The sequence below is a fragment of the Pseudohaliea sp. genome, assembly GCF_040217025.1.
Lineage (GTDB): Bacteria > Pseudomonadota > Gammaproteobacteria > Pseudomonadales > Halieaceae > Pseudohaliea.
In genome coordinates, this window is the sequence record NZ_JAVJOA010000004.1 from 286854 (window position 1) to 312736 (window position 25883).

Consider the following 25883-nt stretch of genomic DNA (forward strand, 5'->3'; position numbering starts at 1 on the left):
GCGCCCCGGGGTCCCCGGCGAGGCCGCGTCGCAGCGCCCCCTGCCAGCGGTTACAATAGCGCGCTTTCCACCACGGGAGCAGGCATGACAGACTCGAGCAGGGTCCCCACCGTCCTCATCATCCTGGACGGCTGGGGGCATCGGGAAGAAACCCGGGACAATGCCATCGCAAACGCCCACACCCCGGTCTGGGACCGGCTCTGGGCCGAAGCTCCGCACACGCTCATCTCGGGGTCGGGCCTCGATGTCGGCCTGCCCGAGGGACAGATGGGCAACTCCGAGGTGGGCCACATGAGCCTCGGCAGCGGCCGCGTCATCTACCAGAACATCACCCGCATCGACCAGGCCATCGCCGACGGCAGCTTCGACGAGAACCCGGTCTACACGGAGGCCATCAATGCCGCCGTGAACCGCGGCGGCGCCGTGCACGTGCTGGGCCTGCTGTCACCCGGGGGTGTGCACAGCCACGAGCGGCAGCTCTTCGCCGCGCTGCGCCTCGCCGCTGCCCGCGGCGCGAAGCAGGTGTTCCTGCACGCCTTCCTCGACGGCCGCGACACGCCGCCGCGCAGCGCGCAGGCCTCCATCGACAAGGCCGAGGCAGTGTTCGCCGAGCTCGGCATCGGGCGCATCGCCAGCCTCTGCGGCCGCTACTACGCGATGGACCGCGACCAGCGCTGGGACCGGGTGGAGAAAGCCTACAACCTGCTCACCGAGGGCGATGCGGACCACCGCGCGGCGAGCGCGACGGAAGGCCTCGCCGCCGCCTACGAGCGCGACGAGAGCGACGAGTTCGTCGCGCCGACGGTGATCACCGATGCCGGCGGCAGCGCCGCGCGCATCGAGGACGGCGACACCGTGCTGTTCATGAACTTCCGCGCTGACCGCGCCCGGCAGCTCAGCCGCGCCCTCACGGATCCGGCCTTCGACGGCTTCCAGCGCCGCGTGCAGCCGCGGCTTGCGGGCTTCGTACAGACCACGGAGTACGCGGCCGATATCGACGCGCCCTGCGCTTTCCCGCCGGAGGCGCCGGCCAACGGCCTGGGCGAGTACCTCGCCGACGCCGGCCGCACGCAGCTGCGCATCGCCGAGACCGAGAAGTATGCGCACGTGACCTTCTTCTTCAGCGGCGGCCGCGAGGAAGAGTACGATGGCGAGACGCGCATCCTCGTTCCCTCCCCGGACGTTGCCACCTACGACCTCAAGCCGGAGATGAGCGCCCCGGAAGTCACGGACAGGCTCGTCGAGGCCATCGGCAGCGGCGCCTACGACCTTATCGTCTGCAACTACGCCAACGGCGACATGGTGGGCCACACCGGAAGCTACGAGGCCGCGGTGGCCGCCGTGGAGACCCTGGACGCCTGCCTGGGGCGGGTCGAGGCGGCGGTGCTCGAGGCCGGTGGCCGCGCCCTCATCACCGCCGACCACGGCAACTGCGAGCAGATGGTCGACTACGAGTCGGGCCAGCAGCACACGCAGCACACCACGGAGCTCGTGCCCCTCGTCTTTATCGGCCGCGAGCCCGTGGCACTCGACCCGGCCGGCGGCATCCTCGCCGACATCGCGCCAACGCTGCTGGCCCTCATGGGCATACCCCAGCCCCCCGAAATGACCGGCCACAGCCTGCTCACGGACCGCTGAGCGCCATGGTCCGCTGGCGCCGTGCGGGGCCCGGGCCGGCGGGGATGGCCCGGGCCGCTTTCATTGCCGCCGTGCTTGCCGTCGGCCTGCCCCCCGCCGCGGTGCTTGTCGCCGCGCTGGCCCCGGTGGCCGCCGGCGCGGACCCGGTTCAGGACGAGCGCGCCACGCGGGAGAAGCTCGAGGCCCTGACCCGGGCCATCGAGAAGATCGGGGCCGAGCAGCGCCGGGACGAGGCCGCCCGGGACTCGCTGCAGGCCGAGCTTCGCGCTGCCGAGACGGAGCTCACCCGCCTCGCCGGGCGGGTGAGCACCATCGAGGGCCGCATCGATGCGCTGGTGGCGCGCCTCTCCGAGCTCGCCGGGGAACAGGCGACCCTCGCCGCCCGTCGCGACGCCCAGCGCGCGCGCATCGCCGAGGAACTGCGCCAGGCCTGGGCCAGTGGCGGCGACAGCAGCTTCAAGCTGCTCCTGAACCAGGAGGACCCGGAGGCGCTCGCCCGGGTGCTCGCCTACTACCGCTACCTCACCGCCGCGCGCAGCGAGGCGCTGGCCGGGTTCCGCGAGACCCTGGCCGAGCTCGCCATCGTCGAGGCGAGCGCGGCGGCGCGGCGCGACGAGCTCGACGCCGAGCGCGACGCCCTCGTGGCCCGGCAGCGCGAACTCGCAGCGGCGCAGGACCGGCGGGCGGAAGCGGTCGCCGCCCTGGCCGCCAGCATCGCCGAACGCGATGCCGAACTCGCGCGCCTGGCCCGCGATGCCGAGGCGCTGGAGAAGGTCCTCGTCGAGATCGAGGCGGCGATCCGCGACCTCGCGATACCGGCGAACTATCAGCCGTTCACGGCGGCACGCGGCGCCATGCCCTGGCCGGCGGCGGGTGAGCATGCGAACCGCTTCGGCCGGCCGCGGAATCAGGGCAAGATGCGCTGGCGCGGGGTTACCATCAACGCCGAGGCCGGCAGCACCGTGGCGGCGATCCACCACGGGCGGGTGGTCTACGCGGACTGGCTGCGCGGCTCCGGCCTGCTCCTGGTGCTGGACCATGGCGAGGGCTACATGAGCCTCTATGCGCACAACCAGAGCCTGCTCAAGGACGTGGGCGACTGGGTCACCGCCGGTACTCCCATCGCCACCGTCGGTGCGAGCGGCGGGCGCGAGCGTGCCGCGCTGTACTTCGAGATCCGCGAGGACGGCAAGCCGGTCGATCCCGCCCGCTGGTGCCGGGGCTGACCCCGGAACGCGCGGCACGGACTGGCGAAACCCGTTGAAGCGGAACCCGCGTAGGCGTAACCGGTCGAAGCAGGGAGCCGGGCCCTTGGCCGCGGCGCGCGGGATTGCGCTACACTTTCCCGCCTGTTCGCGAGTTGACGGGCGCCGCCCGCCCTGCTCGGCCAAGCCCACAGCCATAAAGGCACGCACCATGCTCCTCGATCCACGACAGCTGCTGCGCCGCTACCTTCGCGCCGTCGCCCTCGCCACCGCCTTCCTCGCCGGCACCGCACAGGGCGCCATGGAAACGGAAGAGGGCCGGCTGGCCTTCGACGACCTGCGCACCTTCGCCGATGTCTTCAACCAGATCCGTCAGGGCTATGTCGAGGAAATCGACGACAGCACGCTCCTCGAATACGCTATTGAGGGCATGCTCACCGGGCTGGACCCGCACTCGGTCTATCTCACCCGGGACGCGTTCGAGGACCTGCAGACCACCACCTCCGGCGAGTTCTCCGGCCTCGGCCTCGAGGTCGGGATGGACAACGGCCTGATCCGGGTGATCGCCCCCATCGACGGCTCCCCGGCCGCGGAAGCCGGCATGCAGCCTGGCGATATCATCCTCAAGCTGGACAACCAGCCGGTGAAGGGCATGAGCCTCGGTGACGCGGTCGCCAAGATGCGGGGAGAAAAGGGCAGCGAGATCGAGCTCACCATCGGCCGCGCCGGCCAGGGCCGTCCCTTCACCGTGACCCTGGTGCGCGATGTCATCAAGGTCGCCAGCGTGCGCGAGCGCTGGCTGGAGCCGGGTTTCGGCTACATCCGCATCTCGCAATTCCAGAAGAGCACCGGTGATGACGTCGGCGCCGCCCTGGAGCGGCTGCAGGAGGAGCAGACTCTCAAGGGCCTGGTGCTGGACCTGCGCAACAACCCGGGCGGAGTGCTCGGCGCCAGCGTCGACGTCGCCGGCCTGTTCCTCCCCGGGGGGCAGGTGGTGTACACGGAGGGCCGGCTCGCCAACGCCGCCCAGACCTACGATGCGACGCCGGAGGACGCCACCGGCGGTGTGCCGCTGATCGTGCTCATCAATGGCGGCTCCGCCAGCGCCTCGGAGATCGTCGCCGGCGCGCTGCAGGACCATGGCCGGGCGATCATCATGGGCACCGGCAGCTTCGGCAAGGGCTCGGTACAGACGGTACTGCCGATCTCCGAGGACCGCGCCGTCAAGCTCACCACGGCCCTCTATTTCACGCCCAGCGGCCGCTCGATCCAGGCCGCGGGCATCGCCCCGGACATCGTGGTCGAGCGCGCAAGGCTGGAGGCGCTGTCGGAAGAGGGCCGGATCAGCGAGGCCGACCTCGTCGGCCATCTCGCCAACGGCAACGGCGACGGCGACGAGGAAGGCAGCAGCGGGTCGGGCAGCAGCGCCAGTGCCCTGCTCGGCACCGACAACCAGCTCTACGAGGCGCTAACGCTCCTCAAGGGCGTCAGCATCCTCGGCCTGCGCAGCGCGCCGGCGGCGCCTGCTGCCAGCGTCGCGGCCAAGGAGCCGGCCTCAGAGTAGGCCTCGCTCAGCTGCGGCCCCCGCGCCGGCGCCAGCCCGAGAACGGCGCCAGCGCGTCGCGGAACGGCTCCAGGGGCGCAATCGGGTAGGGCCCCAGGCGCACCGGCAGCGGCCCGAGATAATGAAACCCGTCGGGCCGGGGCGCGATGGTCACCGCGCGGAAGCGCACCCCGGCCGCCGCGGCCTCCGCCGCCGCAGCCGCGAAGGCGGGATCGTGCAGCCGGCTCGGACGCAGGAAGCGGGCGTCCTCCCGCTGCACCGTGAACAGCACCGTCGCCTTGTCCCCCGCCGCCAGCACCGTCGCCAGCTCCCGCAGGTGCCCCGCGGCGCGGACGCTGACACTGTCGGGAAAGTAGGCGCCGCCGTCGGGGTAGACGAGGTGGCAGTTCTTCACCTCGACATAGTGCCGCACCGGGTGCCGGCGGCTGCCCTGCTCCAGCAGCAGGTCGATGCGCGAATTCTCGCCGTAGCGCACCTCCCGCGCGAGGCTGCGGAAGCGCCTGAGCCCCGGCACGCAGCCTTCGCGCACGAGGAACTCCGCGAGGCGGTTGGGCACCACCGTGTTGGCGCCGACATAGCCACCGTCGATCTCGAGCAGTTCCAGCGTGTAGCGCAGCTTACGCTTGCTCTCCGGCGGCACGGCGGAAACCCAGGCCCGCGCCCCGGGCCGCACCAGCCCTTCCATGCGGCCGGGATTCACGCAGTGGGCATCGACGACCTCACCGTCCAGTTCGACGCTGGCGATGAAGCGATCGTAGCGGGCGAGGAAGCGGCAGGGCAGGAGCGGCCGCTCGTGGGGAATCACCAGGCTGCCGGCGGCGCAGGCCGCCATCGTTACAACCGGACCTCAATGCCCCGGCCGGCCATGTGGGCCTTGGCCTCGGCGATGGTGTACTCGCCGAAATGGAAGATGCTGGCGGCGAGGACCGCGGCGGCGCCGCCCTCGAGGACGCCCTCGGCGAGATGCTCCAGGTTGCCGACACCGCCGGAGGCGATCACCGGGACGGGAACGGCGTCGCTCACGGCCCGGGTCAGGGCGAGGTCGAAGCCGTCGCGGGTACCGTCCCGGTCCATGCTGGTGAGGAGTAGTTCGCCGGCACCGAGCTCGGCCATGCGCCGGGCCCAGGCCACGGCGTCGATGCCCGTGGGCCGTCGGCCGCCGTGGGTGAAGATCTCCCAGCGCGGCGCACCGTCCCGATCCTCGACTCGCTTGGCATCGATGGCGACCACGATGCACTGGGCGCCGAAGCGGGCCGAGGCCTCGGCGACCAGCTCCGGCTCTCGGATCGCCGCGGTGTTGATGCTGACCTTGTCGGCCCCCGCATTGAGCATGGTGCGGATGTCCGCCACGGAGCGGATGCCGCCGCCGACGGTGAGCGGGATGAACACTTCCCGGGCGATGGCCTCCACCGTGTGCACGGTGGTCTCCCGCGCCTCATGGCTGGCGGTGATGTCGAGGAAGGTGATCTCGTCGGCCCCCGCCTCGTTGTAGCGCCGGGCGATCTCCACCGGGTCGCCGGCATCGCGGATGTCGACGAAATTCACGCCCTTCACCACGCGGCCGTTATCCACGTCGAGGCAGGGGATGATGCGGCGCGCCAGCCCCATCAGCCGTCACCGTCGCAGAGACGCTGGGCCTCGGCCACGTCCAGCGTGCCCTCGTAAATGGCGCGGCCGGTGATGGCACCGATGATGCCCTCGCCCGCCACAGCATGCAGGGCGCGGATATCGTCGAGGTCGGTGATGCCGCCGGAGGCGATCACGGGGATGCGCGAGGCCCGGGCCATGGCGACCGTGGCCTCCACGTTGACCCCCTGCATCATGCCGTCGCGGGCAATGTCCGTGTACACAATCGCGGCCACGCCGTCGGCCTCGAAGCGGCGGGCGAGTTCCGTGGCCTGCACGTCGCTGACCTCCGCCCAGCCGTCGGTGGCGACCCGGCCGTCGCGGGCGTCGAGGCCGACGATCACCCGCCCGGGGAAGGCGCGGCAGGCCTCGGCGACGAACGCCGGCTGCTTCACGGCCTGGGTGCCGATGATCACGTAGCTCACCCCGGCCCGCAGGTAGTGTTCGATGGTGGCGAGGTCGCGGATGCCGCCACCGATCTGCACCGGCAGCTGCGGGTACGCGGCGGCGATGGCCTCGACCACCGCGCCGTTCATCGGCTCTCCGGCGAAAGCGCCGTTCAGGTCCACCAGGTGCAGGCGCCGGCAGCCGGCGTCGACCCAGCGGCGCGCCATGGCGACCGGGTCGTCGGAGAACACCGTGCTGTCGTCCATGGCGCCCTGGCGCAGGCGGACGCACTGGCCGTCCTTGAGATCGATAGCGGGGATGATCAGCATGTGCCGTCCCAGGCGAGGAAGTTGCGAAGAAGCGTGAGCCCCGCGGTGTGGCTCTTCTCCGGGTGAAACTGCACGGCGAAGAGGTTGTCGCGGGCGAGCGCGGCATCGATGGTCACGCCGTAATCGACGCTGCCGGCGACGAGGTCGCGGTCCGCGGCGTGGACGTAATAGCTGTGCACGAAGTAGAAGCGGGTGCCGTCGGCGATCCCCTCCCAGAGCGGGTGCGGCCGCCGCTGGCGGACCTCGTTCCAGCCCATGTGGGGAACCTTCAGTCGCTCGCCGTCATCACACCGGAGATCGGCCCCGAGAAAACGCACCTCGCCCCCGAGCAGGCCCAGGCAGGGTACGCCGCCGTTCTCCTCGGAGCTGTCCAGCAGTGCCTGCATGCCCACGCAGATGGCCAGCACCGGCTTGTGCTGCGCCGCGAGCGCCGTCTGCAGCAACTCGTCACAGCCGAGGCGGCGGATTTCCGCCATGCAGTCGCGGATGGCGCCGACCCCGGGGAACACGACCCGGTCCGCGGCGCGCAGCACCGCCGGGTCGCAGGAAACGTGCACCGCCCCGGCCCCCGCGTGCTCCAGGGCGCTGGCCACGGAGTGCAGGTTGCCCATGCCATAGTCGATGACGGCAACGCTGCCGCCCTTTGCCGGCGAGCTCATGGCGGCTAGAGAACGCCCTTCGTGGACGGGGTGACGCCGGCCATGGCCGGGTCCTGCGCCAGCGCCATGCGCAGCGCACGACCGAAGGCCTTGAACACCGTCTCGGCCTGGTGGTGGCTGTTCTCACCGCGGAGGTTGTCGACGTGCAGCGTCACCTGGGCGTGGTTGACGAAGCCCTGGAAAAACTCGTGGAACAGGTCGACGTCGAAGCCGCCGATCACGGCGCGCGTGAAGGGCACGCGGAACACGAGGCCCGGCCGCCCGGAGAAATCGACCACGACGCGGGACAGCGCCTCGTCCAGCGGTACATAGGCGTGGCCGTAGCGGTAGATGCCCTTCTTGTCGCCGATGGCGGCGGCGAAGGCCTGGCCCAGGGTGATGCCGATATCCTCCACCGTGTGGTGGGCATCGATGTGCAGATCGCCTTTGGCATTGATCTCGATATCCATCATGCCGTGGCGCGCGATCTGGTCGAGCATGTGTTCGAGGAACGGTACACCCGTGTCGAGGCGGGCCTCGCCGCTGCCGTCGAGATCGAGGGTGACGCTGATCTGCGTCTCCAGCGTGTTGCGGGTGACGGAGGCCTTGCGCTCTGCCATGTCGCTCCTGCTCCCGGCCGCGGGTACTGCCCGCGGGCCATTGGTGAAAAACGGCGCATTATACGTGAATCCCGCCGCGGCAGGGTGCCCCCGGTGCACCCCGCCGTTATCATGAACGTTTCCGCAGCCCAGGACTCTTCGAAATGCACTTCTCTCGCTTCCCCCGCCGCCATTACGCCCACCTGCCGACGCCGCTCGAGCCGTTGCCGCGCCTGAGTGCGGAACTCGGGGGCCCCACGCTGTGGATCAAGCGCGATGACTGCACCGGGCTCGCCGGGGGCGGCAACAAGACCCGCAAGCTCGAGTTTCTCATGGGCGATGCGCTTGCCCGGGGTGCGGATTGCGTGATCACCCAGGGCGCCACCCAGTCGAACCACGTGCGCCAGGCCGCCGCAGCCTGTGCCCGGGAGGGCCTCCCCTGTTACCTGCTCCTCGAGGACAGGACGGGCTTCACCGATACGGACTACCGGGACAACGGCAACGTGCTCATGGACCGGGTCCTCGGCGCCACCCTGGAGGAGCGCCCGGCCGATACGGATATGGATGCCGCCATGGCGGAGGTCGCGGAGCGCCTGACTGCCGAGGGCCGCACTCCCTACGTGATTCCGGGCGGGGGCTCGAACCGCGTCGGCGCCCTGGGCTACGCCAACGCGGCCCTCGAGCTCCTGCAGCAGGCCAACGACCGGGGCCTGCGCGTCGACCACCTCGTCCATGCAACGGGCAGCGCGGGCACCCAGGCAGGTCTCGTCGCCGGGCTGGTGGCAGCGAACAGCGGCATCCCGGTGCTCGGCGTCGGCGTGCGCGCACCGGCGCCGGTACAGCATGCCAAGGTTCTCGACCTCGCGCGGGCGACTGCCGCTTACCTGGGTGCCAGGACCGCCCTTGACGACGATGACGTGCAGGTGAACTGCGACTACATCGGCGAGGGCTACGGTATCCCGACGGAGGGCGCCATCGAGGCCATCCGCCTGCTCGCCGAACTGGAAGGCATCTTCCTGGACCCCGTCTACAGCGCCAAGGGCATGGCGGGACTGATCGACCTCATCCGCCGCGGGCACTACGGCGCCGGCGAGCAGATCGTCTTCCTGCACACCGGCGGCGCCCAGGCGCTCTACGGCTACCGCCGCTTCTTCGGGGACGCGGACCGAACCCTGCCGTGAGCCGCGCTTTCGAAGACAGCTTCGAGGACGGCTTTGCCGGGCGGCTGCTCGCCTGGTTCGACGACCACGGCCGCAAGCACCTGCCCTGGCAGCAGGCTATCGATCCCTACCGGGTCTGGGTGTCGGAGATCATGCTGCAGCAGACGCAGGTGAGCACCGTGATTCCGTACTTCGAGCGCTTCATGGCCGCCTTCCCGGACGTGAAGGCGCTGGCCGCGGCGGACATCGACAACGTGCTGCACCACTGGACCGGCCTCGGCTACTACGCCCGGGCGCGCAACCTGCACCGCGCTGCCCGGGCCGTGATCGGCGAGCACGGCGGACGCTTCCCGGAAACCGTAGACGCACTCGCCGCCCTGCCGGGCATCGGCCGCTCCACGGCCGGGGCGATCGTCAGCATCGCCTGCGGCGGCCGCGCGCCGATCCTCGACGGCAACGTCAAGCGCGTGCTGGCGCGCTACCACGCCGTCGCCGGCTGGCCGGGGCGCAGCGCGGTGCTGAACACGCTCTGGGAGCACGCGGAAGCGCACACCCCAGGGCAGCGCGTGGCCGACTACACGCAGGCCATCATGGACCTCGGCGCCACGGTCTGCACCCGCAGCCGCCCCGCCTGCGCCCTGTGCCCGCTGGCGGAGGGCTGCGCGGCCCGCGCGGCGGGCAACCCCGGCGACTACCCGGGGAAAAAGCCGCGCAAGATCCTGCCGCAACGGCAGACGGCCTTCGTCCTCGCCCGCCACCCGGACGGCGCCTGGCTGCTCGAACAGCGGCCCCCGGCGGGGATCTGGGGCGGCCTCTGGTGCTTCCCGGAAGTGACCAGCCCCGGGGACGCCGAGACCTGGTGCCGCGACGCCCTGCAGGCAGAACCCGGTACCGGCAGCCCCCTGGCCCCGTTCCGGCATACCTTCAGCCACTACCACCTCGACATCACGCCGGTGGTGATCCCCCTGGACAGCGCCGGCGAGGCGGTGACGGAAAGCGGTGGCCGACTCTGGTACGATCCCGCGTCACCGCCGCGAATCGGCCTCGCCGCGCCCGTGCTGCGACTCATCGAGACCCTGACCACTTTCGACCCAGCGGAGGACCCATGACCCGCAACGTTTTTTGCCGCAAGTACCAGCAGGAACTCGAGGGGCTGGACAGCCCGCCCTACCCGGGCCCCCGGGGCCAGGAGATCTACGAGACCGTCTCGAAGCGGGCCTGGGAGGAATGGCAGGCGCAGCAGACCATGCTGATCAATGAGAAGCAGCTGAGCCTCGTCGACCCGTCCACGCGCAAGTACCTGCAGGGCGAGATGGAAAAGTTCCTGGCCGGCGAGGACTACGACCAGGCGGAAGGCTACGTGCCCCCGGACGCCGGCGACGCTTGACGCAAAGGGTCGCAGCAGGTCTAATACGCGGCCTCACCGCACTACCCTGCCCGGATAGCTCAGTTGGTAGAGCAGGGGATTGAAAATCCCCGTGTCGGCAGTTCGATTCTGTCTCCGGGCACCAATCTCCTCTACTCCCTAAACCAAATACCACGGATTCATCGTGGGTTGCCGACACCGTGTCGGCCCCGGGGTGCCGGTCTAGAGGAGCTTCCAGTGGATGGCGTAGAGCACCGCCTGGGTGCGGTCGCGGCAGTTGAGCTTGGCGAGGATGTTCGACACGTGGTTCTTCACCGTGCCCTCGGCGAGGTGGACCACCGCGGCGATCTCACGGTTCGACAGGCCGCCGGCCGCCAGCTTGAGGATGTCCCGCTCCTTGTTGCTGAGAATCTCGGGGTCGGTCGGAGGGGCATCGTCTATACCCGTGGTGGCCTGGGAGACCAGCCTGGGTTCGGCGATGAAACCGCCGCCCGCCACCGTCTCGATAGCGTGCATCAGCTTCTCCAGCGATACGTCCTTGAGCAGGAAACCATTGGCGCCGGCGGCGAGCGCGTCCAGGAATAGCTGGTGATCATCAAAGGTCGTGAGCACCAGCACCGGCTGCGGGTTTCCCTCACCCCGGAGGCGCTTGAGCAGGGTTATGCCGTCCATGCCCGGCATGCGAATGTCGCAGACGAGAATATCAACCGGGTCGCGGCGCAGCTCGGTCAGGGCCGCCTCGCCGTTGTCGCACTGCCAGGCGGTGGTCGCGGCACCGGAGATCTCGATCAGGCGCGCGATGCCCTCGCGGATCAACACCTGGTCATCCACCAGCCCTACGCTGATCATGCCGCGGCGCCTTCCGGGTGCGGCAGCTCGAGGGTCAGGCGACAGCCGCGCCCGTCGAGCGGCGTGAGCTTCACCCGGCCGCGGTAGGGCGACAGGCGCTTTTCGATGTTGCCGAGACCGAAGCCCGGCACCACCGCACCGCGCGTCCCGATGCCGTTGTCGGTGACGGAGAATACCCGGTCGCGGCAGGCGATCTCGATCACCGTCGCCCTGCCGTGACGGATGGCATTGTGGATGGCTTCCTGGAAACAGAAAACGAGCTGCTGGCCCAGTTCCGCCGGCAGGTCCGGCAGTGGCGTGGTGACGCGAAGCTCCACGTCCGGCGTGACTTCGGCAAGCCGATCGATCGCCGCGGCCAGGTCGGACCGGCGCTCCTCGGACAGCTGCCGAACGATACCCCGAACGCTGTCCAGCAGCTCCCGGGACAGTTGCTGGCAGCTTTCGACACGAGCGTGCAGGTCCGCCGGACACTGGTGCGCCAGGGCCTCGAGCTGCAGCCGCAGCGCGGTGAGCTGGTGGCCGATGCTGTCGTGCAGGTCGCCGGCAATGCGCAGCCGCTCCTCCGCGCGGCTCTGCTGGGCCAGCATGGCGCGGGCGGCCAGCAGTTCATTGTTCTGCCGCGTGAGTACTTCCTGCACCTGCACCTCGCGCTGTCGGCTGAGACTGGACGTGATGGCGAAGCCTTCGAGGGCCAGGAAGGAGAACCAGGCCAGCCGATAGCTATCGCCTTCCCGGGACAGCTCGAAGATCGCCAGGTAGGCCACGTTGACCAGCGCCAGGAGCAGCCAGCAGCGTCGCGGCGAGAGGTGGTAGGGTGCGCTCGCGATCAACACCACGGCGAGAATCAGGTTGATGCTGTCGGGATTGGCCAGCAGCGCACCCGCGCTGAGCGCGGCCATGCCGTAGACGCAGAGCGCCGCCGCCCGCGGGGTCAGCTCCAGTTCCGCGTCGTAAGCCGCCGCGAGAAAGAGCCCCAGAAAGGCTGCGAACAGCAGGCTGCGCGGCCAGAAATCCGTGTAAATGCCGTTGATGATCGCGGTCAGCGCGACCGCTGCGGCGCCGCTGGCGATAAGGAGGTGGTTCTCGATGCCCTGTCGACGTCTGCTCATGGACTGCAGCTTAGCGCAGACCGCCACAGCCGGGAGTGTGCCGAAAGTCACGCTTTGACCTGCGCGAGCCCATGACTTCTCGCACCTGCGTCGCACAGGTCGCCCGGCGATACTGGCAGACGTCGTCAAGAAGTCATTGGGAGACCGCGAACATGAAGAAGCTCATAGTTGCCGCATCCGTCACCACCGCACTCGTACAGCAGGTCGCGGCCGCTGACCTCGGCCTGCTGGTCGAGAACATCACCGACCCGCAGGGCACCCTGCTCTGGTCTGTGTTCGACAGCGCCGAGGCCTTCGCCGCAGATACCCGCCCGGTCGTTTCGGCACGCAGCAGGGTCACCGGGAACAAGCTTCGGGTGACCCTGCACGATCTGCCTGCGGGCGTGTACGCGATCAAGCTGTATCACGACGCCAACGGCAACGGCGAACTCGACACGAACATGCTGGGCATACCGGTGGAAGGCTACGGCTTCAGCAACAATGCCGGCCGACGCGGCCCCGCGTCCTTCGAGGATGCAAGCGTTGCGGTCGACCGCGACACCCAGATCACGATCCGCCTGAGGTAGCCGCCATGCAACGACGTGCGTTCCTGCAGGGCACGGCAGCGCTGGCCGCGCTGCACGCCTTTCCCGGCCTCGCCCGCGACGTCCAGTCGCCCCCCTGGGCACTGGGCTTCCAGGGTGTGTCCTCGGACCTGCCGCCCCTGCCCATGGCCGTTCGCGGCAAGATACCCGAGGCCTGCACGGGCACGCTCTACCGGAACGGCCCGGCACTTTACGAGCGGGCCGGCCAGCGCTACCGGCACTGGTTCGACCCGGACGGCATGATCCAGGCCTTTCGGTTCGGGCGGGAGGGAGCCGTGCATGCGGGGCGCTTCGTCCGCACCCGGAAATTCCGGCAGGAGGCCGCCGCCGGCCGTTTCCTGTTCGACGGCGCGGGCACGCGGATCTCGGGCAGCCTGCCGCCGCGGAACAATGACGACTTCAATACCGCCAACATCAACGTGCAGGCCTTCGACGGCGAACTGCTCGCGCTGTGGGAGGCGGGTTCGGCCTACCGCGTCGACCCGGAAAGCCTCGAGACCCTGGGCACCCGCAGCTGGCGGGAGGACCTGGCGGGGGTGCCCTTTTCCGCGCACCCGCGCTTCGACGGGCGCGGCGACCTGTGGAACATCGGTTCGGTGAGTTTCGGTGCCGAGCCACTGCTGGTGCTCTATCACATCGACGCCGCCGGCAGGCTGCGCAAGGCCCGCACGCATCGCCTGGATTTTGCCGGGTACATGCACGACTTCGTGCTGACCGGGCGCTACCTGGTGGCACTCAACAGCTCCGCGGTGCTGGGCAAAGGCGAGACGTTCATCGACAGCATGCGCTGGGAGCCCTCCCGCGCGAGCCAGCTGCTGGTCTTTGACAAGGACAGTTTCGACCTTCTGCACACGGTGGAGGTGCCGGCCGCCTTCGTTTTCCATTTCGGCAACGGCTGGGACACGCGGAGTGGCCTGGAGTTCACCGCCTGCCAATACCCCGACGCCCGCCTGGCCACGATCGGCATGGCGCGGCTGGCCCGTCAGCAGCCCGGGCCCTACCACGACGAGCCCCGGCTGCTGCGCTACCGGGTGGACCTCCACAGGGGCCAGGCAGCCGTGACCGACCTGGGTATCGACCTGGAGTTTCCGGGTTTCGATCGCCGTCGTCCCTTCGAGCCCCAGGCGCTCTTCGGCGTGAGCAAAGGGAGAAACTCTCCATCCGGACCGGCATCGGCTGTTGTGCGGGTTAACCCGTCCAGCGGCGAGGTGGACCGCTTCGACTACGGCGACGGAACTCTCGTCGAGGAGCCTCTGCCGGTGCCCGGCCCGGGGGCAGCAGCGAGCTACCTGGTGCACAGCTATCTCGATGTCGAACGCAGGCGCTCCGGGGTGTCGATCCTGCGCGCGGACGCGCTGGCAGATGGGCCGGTGGCGACTGCCGAAATGGACAGGGTGGTGCCGCTGGGCTTTCACGGTTGTTTCCTCACGGCGTGAGCGCGGCACCTGCCGGCACCGGTCTCCACGTCCCCTCCGCGGTTGCGCTCAATGCCCGCGTTTGGCAGGGTCAGCCCAGGGCAAACGGATCGTGGAGGGGGTGCATCATGAAGCGTCTCGGCCTACCGCTTTTCCTGTGGGCGCTGGGAAGCGCGGGAGGACTCCCGCTCGCCGCGGCAGAGGCCGTGCTACCCGAGGTCGATTGCGATGTGCTGGCCGCCTGGGCGGCAGAGTTCGACCCCGGTGAAACCTTTGCGCCCAGGCCCGGCCTGGAGGTCAACGCCCTGTTCAGCGACGAACGCCTCCTGCCCCTGTTCGGCAGCCCGGTGGTCGAATGGCAACGCGACCACTTCCGTGATCTGGGCGCGATGATGAACACCTGCCGCCGCGAGCTGTACGCCCGCGACGACAGGCCCGCCGGGGACGCGCTCTACGCTGTGATGAAGGCGTCGCGCGACGTCACCTCCGCCATGCAGCAGCTGTGGACCGCGCAGACCCGGGTCGAGCGGCAGGTCGACAAGCTGCTCGAGCTGGAGCCGTCACCGGAGCTTGCCGGCGTGTTCGCCATGGCTGCGGACGCCCTGCAGGGCATCGACGTCTCTGATCGCGTGCGCGACCAGGAACGGCGCTACCAGGGCCTGGCGCGACAGGTGGCACAGCTGAGCGAGTATGCACCGCTGCTGGCACCGGCGGAGGTAGCGGCGTACCGGGCCCGCCTGGAAGGTACGCGGGCCGCCGCCGCCGAGGCGCTGGCAGCAGAGAACGCCGCGTTCCAGGCCACGCTGCGGGCAATCGCCGACGCGCCGCTGAATGCCGAGGGCTACGCGCAGCTCAAGCAGATCTCCTACAACACCGATCGGAGCGCGTTGACACGACAGCAGCTGGCCGCGTTCAACAGTGCCATGCAGCAGAAAACGCAGGCGATCCGCGAAGTGCAGGCGGCAGAGCAGGCCAGGGCCGAGGCGGAGGCCGCACGGCCCATCGACCTCGGACCGCACCTGCAGGACCTGGTGAGCGGCAACGGGATAAAGCGTCTCGCTATCGCCGGCCTGGCGCCGGAGATGGCACAGGCGGCCGCGATGGACCAGGTTCAGCGCGGCCTCGGTCTGGCGCGCGCGGCGAACCCGATCGATTCCGCACAGTTCGCCGTTCCCCGCGAGAATGCGGCACAGTACCTGGCCGAGCGCCGTACGGGACCGCGGGTCAGCCTGGATCTCATGGACGACGGCCGGGTGGGGCAGGTGACCTACGAGGAGTTCTTTCGCGCCCGGGTGGTCACGCAAAGCGCGCGGCAATTGTTGACGCAGGCGCTCGGAGAGCCAGACGCCGTGCGGGCGGAGGACGATGACCTGCGGATGCGCTGGCACGACGGCGGCCGGCGCCTGCAGGTGCGGGTGACCAACACGCTGGAAACCGTCTGGCGCGGCGCCGGCTACGAAGGCCGGCTGATTGCCGCCCTCTGGCATCGCGACTACGAAGACCACCTCGACACCGTCAACGAGCGCTGCGCCGCCATCCGCGAAACGCCACGCGGCGACTGGAGCACGGACGACTCCCGGTTCTTCGCAGCCGAGTGCCCGATGATGCCGGGCTCAACGCGGACACCGGGGCTGCGCCAATGACGGTACACGCCGTGGCTCCCGCACGGCGCCGTGGCGCGCCGATCGAGAATCGGTTTCTGGCATCGCGTACGGGGTCGACCAGCCGAATCACGCCGGCGGCCATACCCCTCATCGAGCGACCGGGCCGTCTTCGTCGCTGTGCTGGGCTACCCGTGCAACAGCTGCGTAGCCAGCGACGCTTCCTCGCGGAGCCCACGATAGAACACCACGCCGGAACTCAGCGAGAACGCGCCGCATCGCGGGCCTGAAAACCGGCTCCGATTGCGCGTGTCTGTACTTTCAGCCGCGCGACCGACATGATGCGCTCCATCGCTCCCGGAAATTCGCTTTCCCCAGGGGCCCAGCGACAGGGCCGGCATGCAGGCTGATCACTCATTATCCCTCAGCAGCGGTACGCGACGGGTTCTGCGACGCTCCACCGGTGAGCGTCGCCTGAGAACGGCCCTGCCTGATCGAAACAACGGCGCCCGGCGGTGCTGAGCACGGCGGAGAGGGTCCCGCGTTCAGCGGTGCTGCGCTTTCTAGTGCCGTCGCTGCTGGGTGCCTTCATCTTCCTGTTTCCAGTGCTTCTGGCGGATCGCCAGACCATCGTTTTCGGTCTGATTACCGATGCGCTGTCGTCCCTGCTTTCCTCCGCACAGGATGAAGTACTGCTCGGGCTGCTGCTGCTTTCGGCTTTGCTGACGCCCCTTCAGTACCTGTTGCGCAACAGCGCTCCGGGACGGCATGAACTCATGCGGCGCTGGTTCTCGGCCCGGCCGGCGTGGATCGGCCTGCGGCTGGCGGGCAGCCTCATCGCCGTAGCGGTCTACTTTGACGTCGGTCCCGCATCGATCCGCGCCGCCGACACGGGCGGCACGGTTTTCTACGACATCTGCATGCCCGTGATGCTGGTGTACTTCGCCGGCACCCTCTTCCTGGGTCTGCTCACGGACTACGGCCTCATGGAGTTCACCGGTGTCCTGGTCCAGCGGCCCTTCCAGCGCTTGTTCCGCCTTCCCGGAAGCGCAGCGGTAGACGCCATCGCATCCTTCGTGGCCGCATCCGGCCTGGGCCTTATCCTGACGATCCGTCAGTACGAGAACGGGCGCTACAGCGCCCGGGAGGCCTGCGTCATCTGCTGCAGTTTCTCCGTGGTATCGATACCCTTCTCCCTGGTGATCGCCGAGGTCGCGGGGATCCCACAGCTGTTCTTCGGCTGGTATGTCACGCTGGTTGTCGCTTGCATCGCCGCAGCGATGGTAATTGCGCGCATCGGACCCATGGCGGGCAAGGGCGAGGGCCGCTTTGCGGGCGCTGCCGCCCCGCTGCCGCCATCCACCGGACGGCAGAATGGGAAAACTTTCCGGCGGGCGCTCGATGCGGCCGTGATGCGCTCAGCCGCAGGGGCGAGGCCCGCCACCTACCTGCGCATGGCGCTGCTGCAGTGCGGCGACCTGCTCTTCGGGCTGCTCGGACCGATCATGGTGGTCGCCACCTCAGCAGCGATACTCGTGTTTCATACGCCGCTGTTCGATATCGCCGCCAGGCCTCTGGGGCACCTGCTGGGGGCCTTCGGCTTCCCGGAAGCGGAGGCGGCGGCAAAGGGCTTCGTCGTCGGCGCACTCGACCAGTTCATGCCCGCCCTGGTGGCCAGGGGGCTCGACTCGGAGTTCGCGCGCTTCGTTCTCGCGGGGCTGTCGGTAACGCAACTGGTTTACCTCTCCGAGTTTGCGCTGCTCCTTCTGCGCTCCCCGCTACCGATCACCCTTGGCGACCTGCTGATCACTTTTCTTCTCAGGACCATCGTGGTGACGCCCTTCATTCTCACGGGCGCCTGGTTGCTGGTGTGAGCAACCCCTTGGCTGGGCCGCTTTGCAGCCTGGCTGAGAAGCACTGCATAGCGGCGAGACAGGCTTAACGGAACTCTTCAAGCAGCGCTGCCGCACGCTGCACGGATGCGAAGCTTCGGTGACACAAGAGCCGCAAATCCATCCTGAGGGGCGCTTCTGACGTCACGACACATCAGCCCACGGCAACAAGAATCGCGTTCAGTTAATCAATTCTGTGACGGCGAAGTAAGAAAATTTAAACAGGCTTCGGTTAACAGGCAATCGAAAATCGCCTATCTATGTAGCTATGCTGCGCGACCCGGAACAACCGGGCAGTTGTCCCTTTCCGGCCGCGCCATCAATCGGGCGGCATGCACCCCGTTCCCGGGCGGCGCCCTGTTGCGAGGTCGAGTGTATGAGCGTCATGCCCTCGACGTTCCCGCTTGCTGATAAGGGCCTTCTCCATGCAACGCATCTTTTTTATTGTCTTTTTGCTTTGCTGCGCCTGGCGCGTCGAAGCGTCGCAGCCGGAGGCACCGAATGTCATTCTCATCGTTGCCGACCACATGGGGGCGAGCGATATCGGCCCCTATGGTGCGACCGACATTCGCACGCCCTCGCTGGACAGCCTTGCCGCACAGGGTGTCCGCTTTAGCAATTACAACGCTGCGGCGCCCATCTGCGGCCCCTCGCGAGCGGCGATGATGACGGGAAAGTACCCGGCGCGCATCGGTTTCGAAGACAACATCGGTCATGAAGGCGGGCTCAGCGCGGCAATCCCGACAATACCTGCCCTGTTGAAGCAGCGGGGTTACAGAAGCGGGCTCTTCGGTAAGTGGCACCTGGGCCATGTTGCGGGCATGGACCCCCTGGCCCATGGCTTCGACGAGTTTCTCGGCTATGACGAGTGGAGCATCAACTACTACACCCATCGCAACGACAGTGGCCAGGAGGCGCTCGTACACAACGGCGCTATCGTTGAGCGGGACGGTTACCTGACGGACATCCTCACGGAAGAAAGTATCCGCTTCATGGAGGCGAACCGGGACAATCCTTTCTTCGTCTACCTCTCCTATAACACGGCGCTGCCGCCCTACCTGGGACCCGGTCTGCCGCCGGAACGCTGGGATGCCGAATTCAACATCAATGGCGCCACCCGCGCCGATTACATCGCGATGGTCGAGGCCATGGACGACGGTATCGGCAGAGTGCTGGCTTCGCTCGAGGAGCTGGACCTCGCGGGGAATACGCTGGTCCTCTTCACCTATGACCACAACGGTCGGAACCTGGTGCGCAACGCCCCCTACTCCGGTGGTTTCGCCATGCTGAACGAGGGCGGAACCCGTGTTCCGCTGATCATGCGCTGGCGCGACCAGCTACCCACCGGGGAAACGACTGGCAGGCCCTCGATCGGCATGGATATCACAGCGACCATTCTCGCTGCCGCTGGGGTCGAAACGGCGTCACTGGGCCTCGATGGCGTGAATCTACTCGCCGACACGGCGCCCGATAAAGAGAGAACCTTTTTCTGGCGCCTGCAGCTCGGGGATTTCGGCCAGGCCGCCGTGCGCAGAGGCAAGTGGAAGCTCCTGGTACATCGCTTCGCGATCTTCAGCAAGCCCACCACCTATCTCTACAACCTGGAAGCCGACCCGAGCGAGTCGAGCGACCTCTATTATCAGCAGGCGGAACTCGCCGATGAGCTGCATCGGTCGCTCCTGGACTGGGAGGCATCCGTGGCAGCAGGCGTTGTGGAAGACCAGCCGCCGCGCTCGCCACTTTGATGATCAGTGGTCCTGGTTCGGCAACACCGGGTCGGTGCCCGACGGCTTGGCGTCGGCGGCCGACATCCTCGCAAGATAGCTGCGCAGGTCGCGCCTGATGGTCGGCGCCAGCAGGTAGAGACCGATGATATTGGGTATCGTGACCAGCACCACGAGGCTGTCTATGAAGTCGATCACCTGCTGCACGGTCAGCACGCCGCCGGGGATTACGGCCAGGCAGAAGAGCACGCGGTAGCTGTACAAAGACAGGCGCGAATAGCCGAGGAGGTACGCCCAGGCCCGGCTCATGTAGTAGGACCACGAGACAATCGTCGTGAACGCGAACAGCAGGACACAGGCCGCAAGCACATAGGGAAACCACCAGATCACGCTGCCGAAGGCCGCCGAAGTGATCTGGATGTCATTGAGACCCTCGAGCTGGTAGGCCCCGGTGACGACGATCACCAGGGCGGTCATGGCGTTGACGACAATGGTGTCGAAGAAAGGCTCCACCGACGCGGCCAGCCCCTGGGAGACCGGTTCGCGGGTCCTGGCAGCCGCGTGCACCATCGTCGAAATGCCAGTTCCTGCCTCGGTGGAATACACCGCCCGGCGCATGCCGATCACAAAGACCCCGATCACACCGCCGACCACCCCTTCCGGCGCAAAAGCGTCGGTAACAATGGCTACGATTGCGGCGGGTATGGCACTGGCATGCAGCAGAAGTATCGTCAGCGCTGCCAGCAGGTAGACCACGCACATCAGGGGAACGACGCGACTGGTAACGCTGGCGATGCTGCGAATTCCCCCGATGATCACCAGCGCCACTGCAAGCGCCAGAGCAAAGCCGAAGGCCCAGGGCGCGTCGATCCCGCTTACCGCGCTCAGCTGGCTGTAGGCCTGGTTGACCTGCGTGTACACCAGCATCTGGGGTACTGCACAGGCGGCATAGATCAAACCGAGCGCCTTGCCGAGCCGGGGCCAGCTTTTCTCTGCCAGACCGGCCCGGAGGTAGTACATGGGGCCGCCGAATACCGAGCCGTCCTCGAGAATGGTCCGATACTTCACCGCCAGGGTTGCCTCGGCAAACTTCAGGGACATGGCAAAGAAGGCAATGACGATCATCCAGAACGCGGCGCCGGGACCACCGATACCGATCGCGATAGCGACACCGGCAATGTTGCCGAGCCCGACCGTTCCGGCGAGGGCGGTAGTCAGCGCCTGGAACTGGCTGACCTCGCCGGGAGCATCGGCGTCAGCGTAGCGCCCCTTGAGGATCCGGATGGCCATCGGGAAGCCGCGCACATTAATGAAGCCCAGGTAAAGCGTAAAGAAAACCATCGGCACTGCCATCCAGAGCACGGCCCACTCGATGTCGACGCCGAACAGGTGCAGCTGGCTGAAGGCAAGTCCGCTGAAGAAGGACGTCGCTGCGCTGGCGATGTACAGGAAACTCTCGGCGACTGACTGCATGGTCTACCCGGTACCTTGTCGTTTCTTATGCGCCAGGGACAGCTAGGGCGACCGGCGGCGTCGCGACCGTTCCCTCAGGACCTGGATGATCCCGACCAGGCTGATCAACAGCCAGAAAGCCTCGATGACAAAGGCCGACAGGTTGAAGTCCACGGTCAGCGAATAGAGGATAAGTGCGGCGCCGGTCGCATTGAGCACCGAGTAGCGCACGTCCGAGACATCGATCCGGCGCAGCTGGATCAACAGGTAAGTCACCACGATGAGCGCGGCACCGAGCGTCCCGATGAGCTCATGAAGCTGCATGCTCACGGCCCGTCCTGGCCCGGGACCGCGACGCCCGCCTTTTCCCAGCTTCGCAGATACTGGTCGGCAATCGCCCGGAGCCGATCTCTCCCGAAGCTGGCTTCGTGGCCGCCGTGGACTACCCGCACCGGCAGCTCCCGCAGCCTGTGCATGGTTCGTGCGTAATCATCGAGGTCGGCACCGGGGAAGTTGGTAAGCAGGGCACCGTCGTAGACCGCGTCGCCAGAGAAAAGGATTCCCGTTGCCGCCTCCCACAGACCGATACTGCCCGGTGAGTGGCCGGGCAGGTGCAGGACCTCGAAGCTGCGGTCACCCAGATCGAGCCGGTCCCCCTCCCTGACGGACCGGGTACAGGGTGCGGCTCGCGTGGTGTGCGCGGCGATATCGAAGCTCGCCTCGGGCAAGGCACTGATCAGCACTTCACTCTCGACCGGGTAGCCCAGTTCGCCCAGCTCACGCCGCTCCTCATCACTGAAGTCGCACGCGCGCAACATCATGGGCGAGGAACCGTCCGCCATGACCGCCGCCTCGCTCTCGTGCACCACGCGCTCCTCGAACTCGTGGATACCGCCGATATGGTCGAAGTGCGTATGCGTCGCCACCGCGGTCAGGCGTTTGTCGAAGATATCCCGGGCGGCGCTGCGCAGGCTGGCAATGCCGAGCCCCGTATCGACCAGCAGGTCGCTGTCCCTGCCGCGCACATGCCAGATATTGCAGCGAATCAGAGGCTCGACCCAGGGCTCCCAGATAAGCGTGATGTCGTCGTCGATCCTGCGGTGCTCGAACCAGCGGTGTTCGATTCTCATAGCGGCTCCTGCTTTCTGCCTTTCGCGGCGCTGGCGACGTCCGCCGCCACCCATCGGTGAAACTGGTGACGCATACCGTCCCAGAAAGGGCAGTAAAAGCGCTCGCGGTACACCGGTGACCGCGCGGCCTTCTGCACGGCCTCGGAAACCCGGTTATCCTCGGGCGCGACCTCGCCGTGGAAGCCGAAGACCTTCTCGTGCCTCGCCGCGTTCTCCGGAGTGACTGCGGCGGAGGGCAGCAGGTACATGCGCCGGTCGACGGTTCGTTCGGGACCATCCGGTAGATTGATGGCGATCTCGAGGTAGCCCGGAGCGATGGAGAGGCTCATCGCCGGGTAAAGATCGACGTAGGCTGCCTGCTCGGGCACGCGGCCGTCGGCGCCGAGGTGCGGCTCCGCCGGATCGATTTCCCCGTAGGTCTCGCTGAACGCGCTGTAATCGAAGCCGAGCCCGATCAGATAGCCGTCGACGACCTCGCGATAGGTCTTCTCACCCTCTGCGGTCACCCGCGGATGGGCCGAAGACTCCCGGTAGGCACGGTGCACGAAGTTCTCGTGCAACACGTTCGGACCGTCGATATCGAAGAAGATCTTCCAGTTGCAGTGGGTCACTGCGCGGGGAACGATCGGCTGCCCCGAGCGATCGCGGACCACGGCCACATCGCCGAAATCGTACTGCGAGAACTCCCGGGCGATCGGGGCAACGTAACCCTCGAAAGGGGCCGGTTCCGGCGAGAGGTTCACGAACACGGTATGCAGGTAGCTTTCGCAGCGAACCTCAACCAGGTCCGTGGCCGGCGCTCCGTCGGGGAGCTGCTCACGTTGCGGCGTGCCGTCCCAGAACGGTGCCGCCCGCAGGCGTCCCTCGAGGTCGTAGACCCAGCCATGGTAGGGGGTGACGATTTCGCTGAGCCCCGCGGCCGGCTCGATCACGGCCAGGCAGCCGTCATAGGGCACCACGTTGTGAAAAACCCGCAGCGTGCCGTCCAGGCCGCGGACCGCAAGCAGCGGCATGCCGCAGAGCTCAAAGGGCAGCGCATCGCCCGGCCCGGGCACGTCAAAGTCGAACAGGACGCACACCCAGTGCCTGCTGAAAATACGCTCTCGCTCGGCCTCGTAGAAGGCCTGGCTGTAGTAGGACGACGCTGGCAGGGTTTGCGCAGTGGCTATCGGCTCATTGATGCGCTCAAGCTGCTCAGCGGAGAGAACGCTTCCTGGCGGCTCCATGGTTTGTGCTCCCGGCTTGTGTTCCCGTCGCATGACAAAGCTAGTCCCAGTAGTTGGCGTGGTCCGCGGCACGTCGGTTCACGTGCTCGAGGAGAGCTTCCCGGTCCACCGGTTCACCGTTCACCCATACCCGCTCGATTGCTCGAGTATTGTGAATGGCTGCGAGAGGATCCCGGGACAGGAGCACGAGATCGGCACGCAGGCCGGGCGCGACGACCCCGACATCCTCGAGGCCCAGCATCCGTGCGGCATGCCCCGTAGCGGCGGCAAGCGCCTCGAGGGGTGACAGCCCGACGCTGACGAGAAGCTGCAGTTCATCGTGCAGGCTGAAGCCGGACCACATCCACGGCGTCCCGTCCGGAAAGATGGCATCGGTACCGGCAAGGATTGGCACGCCGGCCGCATGCATCCGGCCCAAAAGCTCGACGAGCAAAGCGTAGTGCCGGGTCATGGCGGCGCGATCCGCGTCGGAGAAGGGTTGACCCAGAACCTCCACACCCGCCGTCTGTCGCCAGCGCTCCAGCAGGGTTTCCGGCGCCTCGCGGAACTCCTCGTCCGCGGCCTTGCGCCGCCCGGCAAAGACCGGATCGGCAGCGCGCAGCGACGGGTGCTGCACGATCAGGGTCGGCACAATGGCCGCACCGCTTTCGACGAAGGCGTCGACCAGGGCGTCGGCCTTTCCAGGGTCGAAGGAGTCGACCAGGCGATCGAGAAAGTCTGCTCCGAGCGCGCGCGCGTAGAGCGACGTTACGTCGCCGCTCGCGGTGGCCTCGCTCATCAAGGCGAGCAGTTCCTCGCGCAGCCGGCCTTCGTCGGCAGAGCAGGCGAGCAGCATGCCGCCGAAGAGGCTGCCTTCGTGCTCGACGGTGGCGAGACCGGCACGGACCGCGTCGCCGACGGGAACCGCCGTCGGTACATGGCCGACGAGCTGAAGATGCATGGCTGCACCGGCGCCCACCAGCGCCATGAATTCATCGCGGCTTAGAAAATCCCGGGTCTTGATGAAATCCACGTCCAGCTCCCGCAGGGTATCGAGGGCACCGGGGAGCGAGGCAAGGGTCAGCTGCAGGTGAGACGGGTAATCGTCGTAGGGAGAATCCCCGTCCAGCATGGGGCCGGCGAATACCAGGCGGGGAAACTCACCGCTGCCGGCGCGGTAGGCTTCGCGCAGCGCAGCCAGGTCCCGCGCGCAGTCCGCGCTGCAGCCCATGTCGCGCAGCCCGGTGACACCTGCGGTCAGGTAGGCATGCATTGCCGTCTCGTCCGCAAAGCTGTGCGCGTGCAGGTCCCAGAGCCCCGGTATGAGGTAGCGGCCGCGCCCGTCCAAGATCACGGTATCGGGGCCGGTTGCCGGCGGGTCGTCGCTGATGCTGGCGATTCGTCCCTGCTGCAGGAGCACATGTTGATGAGGTACCGGTGGGTTGGCGAGACCATCGATGACGGTGACATCGCTGATCAGGGTGTCCCGGGGCTGTGCAGCCGCGGTCTGAACCGCGCCGACGAACAAGGCGAAGAGGAGAGCGACGGCCCTGATCGGCACGGCGCCATGCGGACCGGACCGTCCCCTGCCTGGCGATCTGTTCGAAAACCTTGCTGGAGTCATAGCGGCTAACCCGTAGGAGCTGGTAGTGAAGCAGAGCGCAAGCGAAAGTCGCTAGGCGCCGTGGCCGGCAGGCGCGGGCGGGAGCAGCCGCTTCAGTGCCTCGAAGTGCGCTGCAACGTAGGTACCGCCCGCATCGAACTGCTTTTTCGTTGCCCGGGCGATATCCGCACCCACGTCACGAAGCGGTTCTCCCGTCGCCATCGCCTTGACCTGTATCTCGCAGGCACGCTCCAGGAAGTAAAGACGATCGAAGGCCTCAGCGACGCTGGCACCCACCACGATCACCCCGTGATGGGCCATGAACAGAACGTGCGCGTCACCCATTGCTGCAGCGATTCGCTCGCCTTCCTCCGGGCTGTCCGCGAGACCCCGGTAGTCATTGTCCCAGGCGATATCTTCGTAGAAGCGCAGTGCGTTCTGGTGAACGTAGCGGAAGGATGGCCGCTCGAGGCAGGTCAGTGCGGTCGCCCAGGGCATATGCGTATGCATGACGCAAGCCGCATCACGGTGTTGCCGGTGTATGGCACTGTGAATCTGCAGCGCAGTGACCTCTGCCTCCCCGGAAACCTCGGGGCCTACCACCACCAGATCCGGCGCGGTCACCGCAGACCAATGGATACCGAACGGGTTGAGCAGATAGCTGTCACTTCCGATGGCAAAGCTGAAATGGTTACAGATACCTTCATTGAGACCGAAATGTGCCGCCAGGCGCAGGGCGGCGGCAAGGTCAATACGGTTCTGCTGATTTTCTGGCGCAGTCATTCATACCTCCCCGAACAGGGTCCA

24 protein-coding genes and 1 tRNA gene are annotated in these 25883 nt (G+C 67.6%); 12 read left to right on the forward strand and 13 right to left on the reverse strand.

Annotated elements, in window-relative coordinates; all coding sequences use genetic code 11:
- Positions 1-84 precede the first annotated feature (84 nt).
- The 3 genes from gpmI to RKE50_RS02310 all read left to right on the forward strand — a co-directional run bounded on the left by gpmI (position 85) and on the right by RKE50_RS02310 (position 4407).
- The gene (gene gpmI, locus RKE50_RS02300; RefSeq protein WP_350034072.1) at positions 85-1638 is read left to right on the forward strand and encodes a 2,3-bisphosphoglycerate-independent phosphoglycerate mutase; all 1554 of its coding nucleotides are present in this window, start codon (positions 85-87) and stop codon (positions 1636-1638) included.
- A 5-nt stretch (positions 1639-1643) separates the two neighbouring features.
- Positions 1644-2864 (forward strand): murein hydrolase activator EnvC family protein, encoded by a 1221-nt coding sequence (locus RKE50_RS02305; RefSeq protein WP_350034074.1) that lies wholly within the window; start codon positions 1644-1646, stop codon positions 2862-2864.
- 190 nt (positions 2865-3054) lie between these two features.
- Positions 3055-4407: a S41 family peptidase gene (locus RKE50_RS02310; RefSeq protein ID WP_350034076.1), complete on the forward strand. Its 1353-nt coding sequence runs from the start codon at positions 3055-3057 to the stop codon at positions 4405-4407.
- A 7-nt stretch (positions 4408-4414) separates the two neighbouring features.
- Here the strand turns inward: RKE50_RS02310 and sfsA are convergent, their stop codons facing one another.
- Genes sfsA through hisB form a run of 5 tightly spaced genes read right to left on the reverse strand, consistent with a single transcriptional unit; the run spans position 4415 to position 8007 of the window.
- Positions 4415-5239 carry a DNA/RNA nuclease SfsA gene (gene sfsA, locus RKE50_RS02315; protein ID WP_350034078.1) on the reverse strand — a complete coding sequence of 275 codons (825 nt, stop codon included), beginning with the start codon at positions 5237-5239 and terminating at the stop codon, positions 4415-4417.
- 2 nt (positions 5240-5241) lie between these two features.
- Entirely contained in the window at positions 5242-6015 is a 774-nt protein-coding gene (gene hisF, locus RKE50_RS02320) for an imidazole glycerol phosphate synthase subunit HisF (RefSeq protein ID WP_350034080.1), read from the reverse strand.
- Complete coding sequence (hisA, locus tag RKE50_RS02325; RefSeq protein ID WP_350034082.1) at positions 6015-6749, reverse strand: 1-(5-phosphoribosyl)-5-[(5-phosphoribosylamino)methylideneamino]imidazole-4-carboxamide isomerase; 735 nt, start codon at positions 6747-6749, stop codon at positions 6015-6017. Before hisA ends, hisF begins: the two co-directional genes overlap by 1 nt.
- Complete coding sequence (hisH, locus tag RKE50_RS02330; RefSeq protein ID WP_350034084.1) at positions 6743-7408, reverse strand: imidazole glycerol phosphate synthase subunit HisH; 666 nt, start codon at positions 7406-7408, stop codon at positions 6743-6745. The genes hisA and hisH overlap by 7 nt, the downstream gene beginning before the upstream one ends.
- Before the next feature lie 5 nt (positions 7409-7413).
- The gene (hisB, locus tag RKE50_RS02335) at positions 7414-8007 is read right to left on the reverse strand and encodes an imidazoleglycerol-phosphate dehydratase HisB (RefSeq protein WP_350034085.1); all 594 of its coding nucleotides are present in this window, start codon (positions 8005-8007) and stop codon (positions 7414-7416) included.
- A gap of 143 nt (positions 8008-8150) precedes the next feature.
- Here hisB and cuyA point away from each other — a divergent pair, with 143 nt between their 5' ends.
- The 4 genes from cuyA (at position 8151) to RKE50_RS02355 (ending at position 10657) form a co-directional block, all read left to right on the forward strand.
- Positions 8151-9167, forward strand: coding sequence for a D-cysteate sulfo-lyase (cuyA, locus tag RKE50_RS02340; RefSeq protein ID WP_350034087.1), 1017 nt, complete (start codon positions 8151-8153; stop codon positions 9165-9167).
- Positions 9164-10255, forward strand: a complete 1092-nt coding sequence (mutY, locus tag RKE50_RS02345) for an A/G-specific adenine glycosylase (protein WP_350034088.1) — start codon at positions 9164-9166, stop codon at positions 10253-10255. Before cuyA ends, mutY begins: the two co-directional genes overlap by 4 nt.
- Entirely contained in the window at positions 10252-10533 is a 282-nt protein-coding gene (locus tag RKE50_RS02350) for an oxidative damage protection protein (RefSeq protein ID WP_350034090.1), read from the forward strand. Before mutY ends, RKE50_RS02350 begins: the two co-directional genes overlap by 4 nt.
- A gap of 48 nt (positions 10534-10581) precedes the next feature.
- Positions 10582-10657, forward strand: a tRNA-Phe gene (locus RKE50_RS02355).
- Between the two features lie 77 nt (positions 10658-10734).
- Here RKE50_RS02355 and RKE50_RS02360 read toward each other — a convergent pair.
- Entirely contained in the window at positions 10735-11361 is a 627-nt protein-coding gene (locus RKE50_RS02360) for a response regulator (RefSeq protein ID WP_350034091.1), read from the reverse strand.
- Positions 11358-12470: a sensor histidine kinase gene (locus tag RKE50_RS02365; RefSeq protein ID WP_350034092.1), complete on the reverse strand. Its 1113-nt coding sequence runs from the start codon at positions 12468-12470 to the stop codon at positions 11358-11360. The genes RKE50_RS02360 and RKE50_RS02365 overlap by 4 nt, the downstream gene beginning before the upstream one ends.
- Positions 12471-12622: 152 nt before the next feature.
- Between RKE50_RS02365 and RKE50_RS02370 the strand changes: the two genes are divergently transcribed.
- From RKE50_RS02370 to RKE50_RS02390, 5 genes are all read left to right on the forward strand, one after another.
- Complete coding sequence (locus RKE50_RS02370) at positions 12623-13036, forward strand: DUF2141 domain-containing protein (protein WP_350034093.1); 414 nt, start codon at positions 12623-12625, stop codon at positions 13034-13036.
- Between the two features lie 5 nt (positions 13037-13041).
- Positions 13042-14490: a carotenoid oxygenase family protein gene (locus RKE50_RS02375; protein WP_350034094.1), complete on the forward strand. Its 1449-nt coding sequence runs from the start codon at positions 13042-13044 to the stop codon at positions 14488-14490.
- Positions 14491-14597: 107 nt separating this feature from the next.
- A complete protein-coding gene (locus RKE50_RS02380) occupies positions 14598-16112 on the forward strand; it encodes a hypothetical protein (RefSeq protein ID WP_350034096.1) in 1515 nt (504 codons plus the stop codon).
- A 509-nt stretch (positions 16113-16621) separates the two neighbouring features.
- Positions 16622-17944, forward strand: coding sequence for a YjiH family protein (locus tag RKE50_RS02385; RefSeq protein ID WP_350034098.1), 1323 nt, complete (start codon positions 16622-16624; stop codon positions 17942-17944).
- 443 nt (positions 17945-18387) lie between these two features.
- Entirely contained in the window at positions 18388-19707 is a 1320-nt protein-coding gene (locus RKE50_RS02390; RefSeq protein ID WP_350034099.1) for a sulfatase-like hydrolase/transferase, read from the forward strand.
- Between the two features lie 3 nt (positions 19708-19710).
- On the opposite strand, the gene RKE50_RS02395 is transcribed toward RKE50_RS02390, so the two are convergent.
- The 6 genes from RKE50_RS02395 to RKE50_RS02420 all read right to left on the reverse strand — a co-directional run bounded on the left by RKE50_RS02395 (position 19711) and on the right by RKE50_RS02420 (position 25859).
- Entirely contained in the window at positions 19711-21159 is a 1449-nt protein-coding gene (locus RKE50_RS02395; protein WP_350034100.1) for an alanine/glycine:cation symporter family protein, read from the reverse strand.
- 42 nt (positions 21160-21201) lie between these two features.
- Positions 21202-21462 (reverse strand): CBU_0592 family membrane protein, encoded by a 261-nt coding sequence (locus tag RKE50_RS02400; protein WP_502937865.1) that lies wholly within the window; start codon positions 21460-21462, stop codon positions 21202-21204.
- A gap of 2 nt (positions 21463-21464) precedes the next feature.
- Positions 21465-22268 carry an MBL fold metallo-hydrolase gene (locus RKE50_RS02405; RefSeq protein WP_350034103.1) on the reverse strand — a complete coding sequence of 268 codons (804 nt, stop codon included), beginning with the start codon at positions 22266-22268 and terminating at the stop codon, positions 21465-21467.
- Positions 22265-23494: an aromatic ring-hydroxylating oxygenase subunit alpha gene (locus RKE50_RS02410; RefSeq protein WP_350034104.1), complete on the reverse strand. Its 1230-nt coding sequence runs from the start codon at positions 23492-23494 to the stop codon at positions 22265-22267. Before RKE50_RS02410 ends, RKE50_RS02405 begins: the two co-directional genes overlap by 4 nt.
- Positions 23495-23534: 40 nt before the next feature.
- Entirely contained in the window at positions 23535-25034 is a 1500-nt protein-coding gene (locus RKE50_RS02415) for an amidohydrolase family protein (protein WP_350034105.1), read from the reverse strand.
- A gap of 114 nt (positions 25035-25148) precedes the next feature.
- Positions 25149-25859, reverse strand: coding sequence for a class II aldolase/adducin family protein (locus RKE50_RS02420; RefSeq protein WP_350034106.1), 711 nt, complete (start codon positions 25857-25859; stop codon positions 25149-25151).
- Between the last annotated feature and the right edge of the window lie 24 nt (positions 25860-25883).

Bases quoted from the DNA above. Each gene is read 5' to 3' on its own strand.
- hisB (WP_350034085.1), bottom strand. From the start codon at position 8,007: ATGGCAGAGCGCAAGGCCTCCGTCACCCGCAACACGCTGGAGACGCAG.
- RKE50_RS02305 (WP_350034074.1), top strand. From the start codon at position 1,644: ATGGTCCGCTGGCGCCGTGCGGGGCCCGGGCCGGCGGGGATGGCCCGG.
- sfsA (WP_350034078.1), bottom strand. From the start codon at position 5,239: ATGGCGGCCTGCGCCGCCGGCAGCCTGGTGATTCCCCACGAGCGGCCG.
- RKE50_RS02310 (WP_350034076.1), top strand. From the start codon at position 3,055: ATGCTCCTCGATCCACGACAGCTGCTGCGCCGCTACCTTCGCGCCGTC.
- RKE50_RS02380 (WP_350034096.1), top strand. From the start codon at position 14,598: ATGAAGCGTCTCGGCCTACCGCTTTTCCTGTGGGCGCTGGGAAGCGCG.
- hisH (WP_350034084.1), bottom strand. From the start codon at position 7,408: ATGAGCTCGCCGGCAAAGGGCGGCAGCGTTGCCGTCATCGACTATGGC.
- RKE50_RS02405 (WP_350034103.1), bottom strand. From the start codon at position 22,268: ATGAGAATCGAACACCGCTGGTTCGAGCACCGCAGGATCGACGACGAC.
- RKE50_RS02410 (WP_350034104.1), bottom strand. From the start codon at position 23,494: ATGGAGCCGCCAGGAAGCGTTCTCTCCGCTGAGCAGCTTGAGCGCATC.
- RKE50_RS02350 (WP_350034090.1), top strand. From the start codon at position 10,252: ATGACCCGCAACGTTTTTTGCCGCAAGTACCAGCAGGAACTCGAGGGG.
- RKE50_RS02400 (WP_502937865.1), bottom strand. From the start codon at position 21,462: ATGCAGCTTCATGAGCTCATCGGGACGCTCGGTGCCGCGCTCATCGTG.
- RKE50_RS02390 (WP_350034099.1), top strand. From the start codon at position 18,388: ATGCAACGCATCTTTTTTATTGTCTTTTTGCTTTGCTGCGCCTGGCGC.
- RKE50_RS02395 (WP_350034100.1), bottom strand. From the start codon at position 21,159: ATGCAGTCAGTCGCCGAGAGTTTCCTGTACATCGCCAGCGCAGCGACG.
- RKE50_RS02365 (WP_350034092.1), bottom strand. From the start codon at position 12,470: ATGAGCAGACGTCGACAGGGCATCGAGAACCACCTCCTTATCGCCAGC.
- RKE50_RS02370 (WP_350034093.1), top strand. From the start codon at position 12,623: ATGAAGAAGCTCATAGTTGCCGCATCCGTCACCACCGCACTCGTACAG.
- cuyA (WP_350034087.1), top strand. From the start codon at position 8,151: ATGCACTTCTCTCGCTTCCCCCGCCGCCATTACGCCCACCTGCCGACG.
- RKE50_RS02420 (WP_350034106.1), bottom strand. From the start codon at position 25,859: ATGACTGCGCCAGAAAATCAGCAGAACCGTATTGACCTTGCCGCCGCC.
- hisF (WP_350034080.1), bottom strand. From the start codon at position 6,015: ATGGGGCTGGCGCGCCGCATCATCCCCTGCCTCGACGTGGATAACGGC.
- RKE50_RS02375 (WP_350034094.1), top strand. From the start codon at position 13,042: ATGCAACGACGTGCGTTCCTGCAGGGCACGGCAGCGCTGGCCGCGCTG.
- RKE50_RS02360 (WP_350034091.1), bottom strand. From the start codon at position 11,361: ATGATCAGCGTAGGGCTGGTGGATGACCAGGTGTTGATCCGCGAGGGC.
- gpmI (WP_350034072.1), top strand. From the start codon at position 85: ATGACAGACTCGAGCAGGGTCCCCACCGTCCTCATCATCCTGGACGGC.
- hisA (WP_350034082.1), bottom strand. From the start codon at position 6,749: ATGCTGATCATCCCCGCTATCGATCTCAAGGACGGCCAGTGCGTCCGC.